Genomic DNA, 12,173 nt, shown 5'->3' on the forward strand with positions numbered 1-12,173 from the left:
TCAAGGCGAGCGGCGGGGGCCGGTGGCCCCGCACCGGGGGGTGTGGGGGGTCGCCCCCCCCACATATGTCACAGCCCTCCTCCTAGGGCGGCTATGGGGGTTTCTAGTTTTTCCCCCGAGCCGTCGCGGCGGCCTATTGCGTGGTCGATGGGGAGGGGCTTGCCTGTGTCGGAGGCGGCCTTGACGGGGGTGGGGCCGGCCCAGGCCATGATCAGGGTGTCTTCGCCCTTGAGGAAGCGGTGGCAGCGTACGCCTCCGGTGGCGCGGCCCTTGGCGGGGAAGTCGGCGAAGTCGGAGACCTTGATCGCGCCGGTCTGGGTGCCGGGGAGGGCCGAGGACGACCCGGAGATCGTCACGACGCGGGACTCCCGGGACGGGTCGAGGGCGCCGAACCAGATGACCCGGGCACCGGCCGACAGTTTGATGCCCGCCATGCCGCCCGCCGCGCGGCCCTGGGGGCGGACGTTGGAGGCCGCGAAGTGCAGCAGTTGCGCGTCGCTGGTGATGAACACCAGATGGTCGTCGTCGGCGGCCATCACGGCGCCGACGACCTCGTCGTCGTCCTTCAGGGAGATGACCTCGAACTCGTCGCGGTTGGCCGGGTAGTCGGGGACGACGCGCTTGACGACGCCCTGGACCGTCCCCAGGGCGAACGGGGCGTCGAGGGCGGCCAGGCCCACGACGCGTTCGCCGGGTTCGAGTTCGACGTATTCGGTGACCGCGGCGCCGCCCGCCAGGGACGGGGGTGAGGCCGAGGTCGGCAGTGTGGGCAGGTCGATGACCTCGATGCGGATCATCCGTCCCCTGGAGGTGACGGCGCCCACCTGGGAGCGGGCGGTGGCGCGTACGGCCGACACCAGGACGTCGTGCGGGGCGCGGGGGCCGTCCGTGGCGAGCGGCTCGGCGGAGGCGGTGCGGGCCAGGAGACCGGTGGACGACATCAGCACCAGGCACGGGTCGTCGGCGACCTCCAGTGGCACCTCGGCGGTCGCGGCCTGGCCGGACGATTCGAGCAGCACGGTGCGGCGCGGGGTGGTGTACTCCTTGGCGACCGCGGCCAGTTCCTTGGACACCACGCCGCGCAGCTTCTTCTCCGATTCGAGGATCGCGGTGAGCTGGGCGATCTCCTTGGTGAGCTGCTCCTTCTCCTTCTCCAGCTCCAGCCGGTCGTAGCGGGTGAGGCGGCGCAGCGGCGTGTCGAGGATGTACTGGGCCTGGACGTCCGACAGCTCGAAGATCTGCATCAGCCGGGACTTGGCCTGGGCGGCGTCGTCGCTGTCGCGGATGACCTGGATGACCTCGTCGATGTTGAGCAGCGCGATCATCAGGCCGTCGACCAGGTGGAGGCGGTCCTCGCGCTTCTTGCGGCGGTGGGCCGAGCGGCGCCGGACGACCTCGATGCGGTGGTCGACGTACACCTGGAGCAGGTCCTTGAGCCCCAGCGTGCGGGGCTGGCCGTCGACCAGCGCCACGTTGTTGATGCCGAAGGTCTCCTCCATCGGCGTCAGCCGGTAGAGCTCGGCCAGCACCGCCTCCGGGTTGAAGCCGTTCTTGACCTCGATGACCAGCCGCAGCCCCACGTTGCGGTCGGTGAGGTCCTTGAGGTCGGAGATCCCGTTGAGCCGCTTGGCGTTGACCAGCTCCTTGATCTTGGCCTTGACCCGTTCGGGGCCGACCGCGTACGGGAGCTCGGTGACCACGATGCCCTTGCGGCGCGGGGTGACGTTCTCGATGTGCGCGGTGGCGCGGGTGCGGAAGGTGCCGCGGCCCCGCTCGTAGGCGTCGCGGATGCCGTCCAGGCCCACGATCCGGCCGCCGGTCGGCAGGTCGGGCCCGGGGACGAAGCGCATCAGGTCTTCGAGCGTGGCGTCCGGGTGGTCGATCAGGTGCCGGGCGGCGGCGACGACCTCGCCCAGGTTGTGCGGGGCCATGTTGGTGGCCATCCCGACCGCGATCCCGGACGCGCCGTTCACCAGCAGGTTCGGGAACGCGGCGGGCAGGACCTCGGGCTCGCTCTCCTGGCCGTCGTAGTTGGGCCGGAAGTCGACGGTGTCCTCGTCGATGGACTCGACCATCAGGGTGGCCTCGCGGCTCATCCGCGCCTCGGTGTACCGCATGGCGGCGGGCAGGTCGTCGCCGCCGAGCGAGCCGAAGTTGCCGTGCCCGTCGACCAGCGGCATCCGCATCGCCCACCGCTGGGCCATCCGCACCATGGCGTCGTAGATGGGGCTGTCGCCGTGCGGGTGCAGCTTGCCCATCACCTCGCCCACGACGCGGGCGCACTTGACGTGGCCGCGGTCGGGGCGCAGCCCCATGTCGTTCATCGAGTAGACGATCCGCCGCTGGACGGGCTTGAGCCCGTCCCGGGCGTCGGGGAGCGCCCGCTGGTAGATGACCGAGTACGCGTACTCGAGAAAGCTGCCGCGCATCTCCTCGGAGACATCGACGTCGATGATGTTCTCTTCGAAGTCGGGCGGTGGAGGGGCCTGGGATCCGCGTCGTGCCATGTGGGACATTGTGGCGGGTCCCTGAGACAGATTCGCACCGCACCGCCTTCCGGCGCGCCGGAAAAACCGGGGGTGGTGGACGGGGCGATCGCCGAGGAGGTATGCGATGAGCCCGCTGGCCGACTTCCAGAACGAGATCTACCTGAACGGACTCGGCGACGTCCTCCCGGAGCTGCCGACCGATCTGACCAGGCTGGAGGCGCTGGCCGCCGAGCGGCTCACCGAACGGGCGTTCGGGTACGTGGCCGGGTCGGCGGGCAGCGAGGCGACCGCGCGGGCCAACCGGGCGGCCTTCGACCGGTGGCGGATCGTGCCGCGGATGCTCCGGGACGTGGCTCACCGCGACCTGTCGGTGGAGGTGCTGGGCACGGCGATGCCCGCGCCCGTCCTGCTGGCCCCCATCGGCGTCCAGTCCACGTTCCATCCGGACGGGGAACTGGCGACGGCGCGGGCGGCGGCGTCGTGCGGGCTGACGATGGTGTCCAGTACGGCCGCGTCCTACACGATGGAGGAGGCGGCCGAGGCGAACGGGGACGGCGCCCGCTGGTACCAGCTGTACTGGCCCAAGGACCGCGACCTGGCCGCCAGCTTCCTGGGACGCGCGAAGGCGGCCGGCTACAGCGCCCTGGTCGTGACGTTGGACACGTTCACGATGGCGTGGCGGCCGCGCGACCTGGATCAGGCGTACCTGCCGTTCCTGCGCGGGGTGGGCGTCGCGAACTACTTCGCCGACCCGGTCTTCCAGAAGGCGGTCGGCGGGCCGGTGACCGACGCCAACCGCGACACCGCCCTCCTGCACTGGGTCGCCAACTTCGGGAATCCCACGCTGACCTGGGATGATCTGGGCTTCCTGCGGGAGCACTGGGACGGCCCGATCGCGCTCAAGGGCATCCAGCATCCCGACGACGCCCGCCGCGCCGTGGCCGCGGGGATGGACGGGGTGATCGTCTCCAACCACGGCGGGCGGCAGGTGGACGGGGCCATCGCGTCCTTGGACGCGCTCCCGGCCATCGTGGAGGCCGTGGGGGACCGGACGACGGTGCTGTTCGACAGCGGCGTCCGTACGGGTGCCGACATCGCCAAGCCGCTCGCCCTGGGCGCCAAGGCGGTGCTGGTGGGACGCCCCTACGCCTACGGGCTCGGCCTCGGTGGTGAGGCGGGTGTGCGGCACGTCTTGCGCTGCATGATGGCCGAGTTGGAACTCACGCTGACGTTGTCGGGCCACACCCGCCCCGGTGACCTGAGCCCGGACGTCCTGGCCCGCGTCGAGTAACCGGGCGCGCCCGTCAGGCGGGGGTGGCGATGGCCGGGCCGAGGTCGAGGGTGCCCAGGACGGTGCCGTCCTCGGACAGGGCCTCCACCACAGGGGCCCGGCGCGCCCCCCACACCACGACCGCGTGCCCGTGCGCGGGGACCTTCAGCAAGCGGCTGCCCACGCGCAGGGCGGCGACCTCTGAGGCCACCCACAGGCGGGCCTGGCTGACCCACTTGGCCCCCCAGGGAAGCAGGCGGTTGGCGTTGCGGACGGTCTTGCCCGTGCCGTAGCGGAGGAGGTGCCCGCCGAGCTCGGCGGCGGAGCGGCGGGCCAGGGGCTGGTCGGGCGCGGCTCCGCCCGCGCCGCCCAGCTCCAGCCACTCGCCGTCGCGGCGGTGGAACGTCCAGCCCTCGATGAAGGGCGGGACGCTGCGCGTGAGGTCGCCCTGCCTTCTTAGGAACGTGACAACGGCGATGTCGCCGTCGACGTCGAGGCAGAGCGGCACGAACTCCTGGCCGTCGTCCAGGCCGGCGTGGGCGGTTTCGGGCAGGCCGTCCCGGAGCAGCCGCAGGCACTCGGCGTGCACGTCGTGGTCGTTCATCTTCCGCTGACCTCGTGGATTGAGCAGGGGTGGGGAGGACTCGGCAAGCAGGGGTCGGGAGGGCATGGCAAGGGCCCTCCCGGTGAGGGCCCCTCAAGCTGATCCACTCTAAACGTCCAAGTCGCCTAGTTTCACCCGTCTCGATCAGTCCTGCTCGTCACACTTTCGCGTCGGCCGCCACGGGCGGCTCGCCCGGCCCGTCTGTCCTCGTCCCGGTGACGAAGCGTTTCCGTGTTGTCGCGGATGGTGAACGGTGGCGCGGTTCGCCGCGGATGCCCTTCGCCTGTCGTCGGCGGCTGATAGGACGGTTCCCTCCACATCGTGAAAGGGATCCGATGGCCATATACCAGCATCTCGACACGTTCGCCGGAAAAGCGGTGGCCGACTTCCAGCACGAGCACCAGGGGGAGGACGCCGCCTCCATCTACGGGACCGCCGAGAAGACCCTGGCGGGGGAGCCGTCCTCGGACGCCGGTGACCACGCCTGGCGGATCGGGAGCTGGTACGAGGGCCCCGAGTTCGCCGACGTCCTGCAGAAGTTCCTGGACGCGCCAGGGGCCGCGGCGGTGACGCACCTGGTCGTCGGCTACTGGGGCGCCGACTACGACGAGGGCGCCGCCGACCCGGTGCGGTTGCTGGTGGACGCCGCCGACCGGTTGCCGTCCCTGCGCGCGCTGTTCCTCGGCGACATCGTGATGGAGCAGGCGGAGATCTCCTGGATCGAGCAGTCCGACATCACGCCGCTGTTCGGTGCCTTCCCCCTGCTTGAGCACCTGGAGGTACGGGGCGGTCTGGATCTGGCGCTGAGGCCGTTCACCAGCACCGTCCTGAAGACGCTGCGGTTCGAGTCCGGCGGCCTGCCCCGCGCCGTCGTACGGGCGCTGGGCGAGAGCGACCTGCCCGCGCTGGAGCACCTCGACCTGTGGCTGGGCGTCGGCAACTACGGCGGCGACGCGACGGTCGCCGATCTGGCGCCGATCCTGGGCGGCGGACGGCTGCCGTCCCTGCGCCATCTCGGCCTGGAGGACAGCGAGATCCAGGACGAGCTCGCCGCCGCGGTCGCCGGGGCGCCGATCGTGGCGAGGCTGGAATCGCTCAGCCTGGCCATGGGCGTCCTCACCGACCGAGGTGCCGAGTCGCTGCTGTCCGGGCAGCCGCTCACCCACCTGACGTCCCTCGACCTGCACCACCACTACCTGACCGAGCCGATGGCCGACCGTGTGCGCGCGGCGCTGCCCGGGGTGGCCGTCGACCTGAGCGAGGGGCACGACGCGCAGGACCGCTGGCCCTACGTGGCCGTGTCCGAATGATCGCGAGAATAAGGCGAACCAGGCGAACCAGGACCGCGAGGACACGTTGATCAACGAGTATCTGACCGAGTTCGCCGGGCTGCCCGTGGAGGAGTTCACGGGGGACCTCGGCGACGACGGGGCCGAGAATGGCGCGCTGGATCCCTCCCGGGTCGCCTGGAGGGTCGGCTACGTCATGGCCGACAACGGGGTGCATCTGTGGGACTTCTCCGAGAACTTCGTCCGGTTTCTCGATGCCGTCGACACCGCCAGGGTGACGCACCTGGTCATCGGCTGGTGGGAGTACGACCACGACCCCGTCGAGGTGCTGAGCGAGGCCGCCGGTGACCTGCCGAACCTGCGGGCGCTGTTCCTCGGCGACATCCTCGACTGGGAACAGCACATCTCCTGGATCGAGCAGTCCGACCTCACCCCGCTGTTCCAGAAGTACCCGTCCCTTGAGCACGTGGAGGCGCGCGGCGGGCAGGGCCTGATGTTCGAGCCCATGCGCCACGAACGGCTGAGGACGGTCCGTTTCGAGTCCGGAGGGCTGCCCGCTGAGGCCGTCCAGGGGGTGGCGGGCAGCGACCTGCCCGCGCTCGAACACCTGGACCTGTGGCTGGGCGCGGAGGACCGCGGGCGGACGGCCACGCTGGACGACCTGGGTCCCGTCCTGACCGGCGAGCGGTTCCCCGCGCTGCGACGGCTCGGCCTCCAGAACGCCGACATCCAGGACGAGGTCGCCGCCGCGATCGCGTCAGCGCCGGTCGTGGCCCGCCTGGAGTCGCTGGCGCTGTCCATGGGCGCGCTGTCGGACCGTGGCGCCGAGGCGCTGCTGACCGGCCAGCCCCTGACCCACCTGAAGGACCTCGACCTGCACCACGCGTTCCTGTCGGAGGACATGGTGGAGCGCATCCGCAAGGCGCTGCCCGGTGTCTCCCTGGACCTGACCGACGCGACCGGTGCCGCGACCTGGCTGCGTCGCGACCGCGTCTGGGATAGCGCCGGTTCCTACATAGCGGTGTCCGAATGATGTTCACCGTGCTTGGTACGCCGGGTGACCGCCGCACCGAGCTGTTCGCCGCCGCCTGCCGCCGTGCGGGCGTGCCCCCGCCTCACCTCGTCCCCTGGATGGACGCCGTGCGGGGTGACCCGTCGATAGCGCCGGGCTCGCTGCTGCGCTTGGACTCGCCTGGCGAGGACGCGGAGATGGATGCGTTGCTGCGCGGTCCGGGAGATCCCGCCCGGGTGGGCGGAGGCGCGCGATGGTACGCGTCCTTCACCTCCGCCCTGGAACGGGTCGCCGCCGCGGGGGAACGGGCGGGCGCACGGCCGCTCAACGACGTGGCCGAGATCGCGGTGATGTGCGACAAGCGGCGCTGCCACGCGCTCCTTGAGTCGGCGGGCGTGCCCGTCCCGGAGGCGCTGCCGCCCGTCCACGGCTACGCGGAACTGCGCGAGCGGATGGCGGACGCGGGCATGCCACGGGTGTTCGTCAAACCGGCGCATGGGTCGTCCGCGTCCGGCGTGGTGGCCTTGCAGACCGGGCGCCGGGGCCGGATCAGGGCCATCAGCTCTGCGGCGCCCTCGCCCGGCGGGGACGGCTACTACAACTCGCTGCGCGTCCAGACGTACGAGACCGAGGCCGAGGTGGCGCGGCTCATCGACACGCTGGCCCCGGACGGGCTCCACGTGGAGCGGTGGCTGCCCAAGGCGGCGCTGGACGACCGCGTCCTCGACCTGCGCGTGGTCGTGACCGCGGGGGAGCCGTCGCATGTGGTGGTGCGCAGCAGCCGGTCGCCCATGACCAACCTGCACCTCGGAGGGACGCGGGGCGACGTGGACGCCGTGCGCCGGGCGATGGGGGAGCCTGGCTGGGAGCGGGCCCTTGACGTCGCGGCGCGGGCGGCGGCGTGCTTCCCGCGCAGCCTGATGGTGGGCGTGGACCTGCTCGTCCAGATCGGCTGGCGGCGGTACGCGGTCGGCGAGGTGAACGCGTTCGGCGACCTGCTGCCCGGGATCACCGGCCTGCCCGGCACCCGGTTCGCCGGGCAGGACACCTACACCGCCCAGGTCACCGCCGCTCAGGCGCAGGTCGCCGCGATCCCGTGAGACGTCCCGGCATGTACGACATGAACGAGATCATCGGCAGTCACGACGTGCTGCTGGTGACGCTGGACACGCTGCGCTACGACGTGGCCGCCGAACTCGCCGCCACCGGGCAGACGCCGAACCTCTGCCGCCTCCTCCCAGGGGGCCAGTGGGAACGCCGCCACACCCCTGGAAGCTTCACCTACGCCGCACACGCCGCGATGCTGGCGGGGTTCCTGCCTACACCGGCACGTCCAGGCCCACACCCACGCCTGTTCGCCGGCCGCTTCCCTGGGAGCGAGACCACCGCCCCTGGCACCTGGGTGTTCGACACCGCCGACCTGCCGTCCGGGCTCGCCCAGGCGGGGTACCACACCGTCTGCGTCGGCGGCGTCGGCTTCTTCAACAAGCTCACACCCCTCGGCTCCGCCCTGCCCGCCCTCTTCGCCGAGAGCCACTGGGAACCCGGGTTCGGCGTCACCGACCCCGACTCCCTCCCCAACCAGATCGACCGCGTCGCCGAGATCCTGCGTCGGCTCCCGCCCACACGACGGCTGTTCCTCCTGCTCAACGTCGCGGCCCTGCACCAGCCGAACTGGTTCTACCTGGACGGGGCCGCACCCGGCGACGACTCGCGCGACTCCCACGCCGCCGCGCTCCGCCACGCCGACCGGCACCTCGGCCGCCTGTTCGCCCTCGTGCGCCGCCCCTCCTTCGTGATCGTCTGCTCCGACCACGGGACGGCGTACGGCGAGGACGGCCACACCGGCCACCGGATCGGCCACGAGGTCGTCTGGACCGTCCCATACGGAGAGTTCGTTCTGACATGACCGGTCCCTATCAGCAGTACGTCTACGCCTATCCGCACAAGACCGCGTACCGCCCACTCACCCCCCGCCCCTCGCTCCACTCCGTGTGGGGTGAGGAGGACCGTTCCGCGCTCTTCCTCTACCTGCACATCCCCTTCTGCGAGATGCGGTGCGGCTTCTGCAACCTCTTCACCCGTACCGGAGCACCCGAAGACCTCACCCGCGCCTACCTGGACGCCCTCGACCGCCAGGCGACCGCCGTCCAGGACGCGCTGGGCGACGCCACGTTCGCCATGGCCGCCTTCGGAGGCGGAACCCCCACTTACCTGAACGCCCGCGAACTGGAACGCCTCTGCGACATCGCCGCGCGCTTCGCCTCCCTGGGATCGATCCCGCTGGGCGTGGAGACGTCCCCGGCGACCGCGACGACCGACCGCCTCACCGTCCTCGCCGAACGCGGCACGACCCGCGTCTCGATCGGCGTCCAGAGCTTCCTGGACGAGGAGGCCCGCGCCGCCGTCCGGCCCCAGAAGCGAGCCGAGGTGGAGGCCGCCCTGGACCGGATCCGCGCCGTGGGCTTCCCCACCCTCAACATCGACCTCATCTACGGCATCGACGGCCAGACCCCTGCCACCTGGCTGCACTCCCTGGACACCGCCCTGACGTGGCGTCCCGAGGAGCTCTACCTCTACCCGTTGTACGTCCGCCCGCTGACCGGCCTGGCCCGCCGCGGGTCGTGGGACGACCAGCGCATGGAGCTCTACCGCCTGGGCCGTGACCACCTTCTCGCCAACGGCTACGAGCAGGTCTCCATGCGCATGTTCCGCCTCCCCGCCGCCACGCCCACCGGAACGGAGTACTGCTGCCAACGCGACGGAATGGTGGGCCTGGGCTGCGGCGCCCGCTCCTACACCACGCGCCTGCACTACTCGTTCGAGTACGCGGTCGAGGCCAGGCACGTCCGAGCCATCATCGACGACTACGTGGCGGAAACCGACTTCACCACGGCCCGGGTCGGCTTCTCCCTGAGCGACGACGAACGCCGGCGTCGTCACCTCATCCAGTCCCTGCTCCAGGCCGAGGGACTGGACCGTGCCACCTACCGCGCCCGTTTCGGCACCGACGCCGCCGAGGACTTCGACCTGTCCACGTTCACCGAGCGGGGCTGGCTGGACCGAACCGAGACGACCCTGCGCCTGACCCCTGAAGGGCTGGCTCGCTCCGACGCGATAGGCCCCGCCCTCTTCTCTCCAGCCGTCCACCGGCTGATGACCACCTACGAAGCGCGTTGACCTGGCTGTGGATGCCCTGGCCGGGGAGGGGATGTCGGCAGGCGGCCTTGGCGGGTGCAACGTCTGGTTTGGCTGAAGGGGCGCGGCGAACGATGCGGAGGGTTTTCGCTTGGAAGAACATCTGACGGTTCTGTATCGAGGGCCGCTGGCCAGTTGCGACTACGACTGTCCGTACTGCCCCTTCGCCAAGCGGAGGGACACCCCTGAGCAGTTGCGGGCGGATCGGGAGGCGCTGGAGCGCTTCGTCGGGTGGGTACGGGAACAGGACCACGAGATCTCCGTGCTGTTCACGCCCTGGGGCGAGGGCCTGGTCCGGTCCTGGTACCGGCGCGCGCTCGTGGAACTCAGCCATCTTCCGCACGTGCGACGGGCCGCGATCCAGACGAACCTCAGCCACCGCGTCGACTGGACGGCGGACGCGGACCTGTCCCGGCTCGCCCTGTGGTGCACCTACCACCCAGGGCAGGTGCCCTACGAACGCTTCCTCGGCAAGTGCAGCGACCTAGCCGGACGCGGAGTGCGCTTCAGCGTGGGCATCGTCGGCAAGGCCGAGCACCTCGACGCCGCCCGCCGGCTCCGGGCCGACCTCCCCGCGGACGTGTACCTCTGGGTGAACGCCGCCGAGGGCGCCACCTACACCGACGCCGACGCCGCGCTCTGGAGCGAGATCGACCCGCTGTTCGGCTTCAGCCGTGACCCGCACCCCAGCCGCGGCCTGCCCTGCCGGACGGGCGAGACCGTGATCTCAGTGGACGGTAACGGCACGGTACGGCGCTGCCATTTCGTCCCGTCCGTGCTGGGGAACCTCTACGACGGGTCGTTCCGTGCGGCCCTGCGCCCGCGTCCATGCCCGCTGGACCTCTGCGATTGCCACATCGGCTACGTCCATCTGGAGCCGTTGGGCCTCTACGGCGTCTTCGCGGGCGGCGTCCTGGAACGCGTCCCCTCCGCCTGGCCCTCGTGATCGGTGCAGGGCGGGTGTCCCCTGATGACTAGGGAAGTGGTCATCAAGGGACACCCGCCCAGGCTGGCCGGGTGCTACCCGACCGGTCTGGGCGGCCCCGTGAGGGACCGTCGTGCGCGGGGGCCGTTCAGGTTTCCTTCTGGGGACGGTAGTCGGACTCGTCCATCCCGAACGTCCAGGCGACCCCCTCTCTGGCCGTGCGCGTACGGGGCGGGACGCGCAGGTAGTAGGTGCGGTGCGAACCGTCGGGCTCGGGCGTTGAGTTCACCACCTCGACCATCACGATCGGCTCGTCGCCTTCAAGCTCGATGCGCCACAGCACGCCGGTCTCGTCCCGGTGGACCGGCTTGGCACCGGTCTCGGCCAGGTAGCGCTCATAGCCGTAGATCTCAAGCATGACCCGGCGCTGCTCGGCGTTGGACTCGGCGTCGATGCGGGCGGGGGACAGGTCGGTCAGCGACTCGATGAAGCCCGCGGGCAGCGGCATGCCCCGCCAGGCGTGCAGCGCGAACCCGTCGGAGTACGCCAGGGCGGGCCCGTCGCCGCGGTGCAGGCGTCCCGGTTCGTCGCGGTGCAGCTCGACCGGACGCTCGGAGACGATCACGACGCGCTCGTACGGCCACCACCAGCCCGCCACGCGGGCGACCTCGGCCACCCCGGACAGAACGGTGCCGGGAGGGCCGTCCGTCCCGAGGCCGCCCAGGGATTCGACCAGCGACAGCCAGGGCGCGTCGTGCTGGCCCAGGATCGCGTCGAGCGTCGCGCCGCGCAGCCGTGCCACGTTCCTGTGGTCGTTGGCGGCGGGAAGCCCGCCGATGGCCTCCCGGATCCGCAGCACGAGCTCGTCGACCTGGCTCCAGAGGCGTCCGCCGGTCTGCGCCCAGGCTTGCGCCCAGCGCTCCGGTCCCAACTCGGACGACGCGGAGCCGCGAGCCTGCTCCCAGGGGTCGGTACGCAGGGCCTCCCGTACGCTCGCGCCCGCATCGTTCACATCGACCAGGGAGGAGGCCGCCTCAAGGTAGCCGCTCAGCCGCTTGGTCTTCTTCGACAGCCGTTGCCGCAACTCCTCCCCATGGCCCGCGATCAGGGCGGCGGCGACCGTCCCGAACGCGGGTGAAGGGACCCAGACGATGCGCTCTGGGGCGGCGAGCCCCGCGGCGGCGTACGCGGCGTGGACTCCGGCCTCGGCCCGTTCACGCTCGTCGGGGCCGGTCGGGCCCGACGCGAACGCGGCGGCCTGCCAGTCGAGGACGATGTCGCCGCGCGAACGCGCGGGAACGGCCGGTGCCTCAGGCCCGGAACGCTTCTCTGGGGCGTCGGTGACGGCCTCGGACGGCATGGGGGGTGTGGTGGGCACGTTGGTCT

10 protein-coding genes are annotated in these 12,173 nt (G+C 71.3%); 7 read left to right on the top strand and 3 right to left on the bottom strand.

From position 1 onward, the window contains the following. Nucleotides 1–68: 68 nt before the first annotated feature. Nucleotides 69–2,507, bottom strand: coding sequence for a DNA topoisomerase (ATP-hydrolyzing) subunit A (locus tag ACGWYJ_RS34080; protein ID WP_395110690.1), 2,439 nt, complete (start codon nt 2,505–2,507; stop codon nt 69–71). 106 nt (nt 2,508–2,613) lie between these two features. Here ACGWYJ_RS34080 and ACGWYJ_RS34085 point away from each other — a divergent pair, with 106 nt between their 5' ends. Continuing rightward, on the top strand, nt 2,614–3,780 hold the full coding sequence (locus ACGWYJ_RS34085) for a lactate 2-monooxygenase (protein WP_395110691.1): 1,167 nt from the start codon (nt 2,614–2,616) through the stop codon (nt 3,778–3,780). Between the two features lie 13 nt (nt 3,781–3,793). On the opposite strand, the gene ACGWYJ_RS34090 is transcribed toward ACGWYJ_RS34085, so the two are convergent. Continuing rightward, nucleotides 3,794–4,363 carry a hypothetical protein gene (locus ACGWYJ_RS34090; RefSeq protein WP_395110692.1) on the bottom strand — a complete coding sequence of 190 codons (570 nt, stop codon included), beginning with the start codon at nt 4,361–4,363 and terminating at the stop codon, nt 3,794–3,796. A 335-nt stretch (nt 4,364–4,698) separates the two neighbouring features. Here ACGWYJ_RS34090 and ACGWYJ_RS34095 point away from each other — a divergent pair, with 335 nt between their 5' ends. From ACGWYJ_RS34095 to ACGWYJ_RS34120, 6 genes are all read left to right on the top strand, one after another. Then, nucleotides 4,699–5,673: an STM4015 family protein gene (locus ACGWYJ_RS34095; protein ID WP_395110693.1), complete on the top strand. Its 975-nt coding sequence runs from the start codon at nt 4,699–4,701 to the stop codon at nt 5,671–5,673. 46 nt (nt 5,674–5,719) lie between these two features. Further along, nucleotides 5,720–6,685 (top strand): STM4015 family protein, encoded by a 966-nt coding sequence (locus ACGWYJ_RS34100; protein ID WP_395110694.1) that lies wholly within the window; start codon nt 5,720–5,722, stop codon nt 6,683–6,685. Continuing rightward, nucleotides 6,682–7,764, top strand: a complete 1,083-nt coding sequence (locus tag ACGWYJ_RS34105) for an STM4014 family protein (RefSeq protein ID WP_395110695.1) — start codon at nt 6,682–6,684, stop codon at nt 7,762–7,764. Before ACGWYJ_RS34100 ends, ACGWYJ_RS34105 begins: the two co-directional genes overlap by 4 nt. A gap of 11 nt (nt 7,765–7,775) precedes the next feature. Next, complete coding sequence (locus ACGWYJ_RS34110; RefSeq protein ID WP_395110712.1) at nt 7,776–8,573, top strand: STM4013/SEN3800 family hydrolase; 798 nt, start codon at nt 7,776–7,778, stop codon at nt 8,571–8,573. Next, entirely contained in the window at nt 8,570–9,844 is a 1,275-nt protein-coding gene (locus ACGWYJ_RS34115) for an STM4012 family radical SAM protein (RefSeq protein WP_395110696.1), read from the top strand. Before ACGWYJ_RS34110 ends, ACGWYJ_RS34115 begins: the two co-directional genes overlap by 4 nt. A 109-nt stretch (nt 9,845–9,953) precedes the next feature. After that, complete coding sequence (locus ACGWYJ_RS34120; RefSeq protein WP_395110697.1) at nt 9,954–10,808, top strand: STM4011 family radical SAM protein; 855 nt, start codon at nt 9,954–9,956, stop codon at nt 10,806–10,808. Nucleotides 10,809–10,935: 127 nt separating this feature from the next. Here ACGWYJ_RS34120 and ACGWYJ_RS34125 read toward each other — a convergent pair whose 3' ends face one another. Continuing rightward, complete coding sequence (locus ACGWYJ_RS34125; protein ID WP_395110698.1) at nt 10,936–12,165, bottom strand: DUF6745 domain-containing protein; 1,230 nt, start codon at nt 12,163–12,165, stop codon at nt 10,936–10,938. Nucleotides 12,166–12,173: the final 8 nt, after the last annotated feature.

Origin of the sequence: Actinomadura sp. SCN-SB, from assembly GCF_043906805.1 — a bacterium.
GTDB lineage: Bacteria > Actinomycetota > Actinomycetes > Streptosporangiales > Streptosporangiaceae > Spirillospora.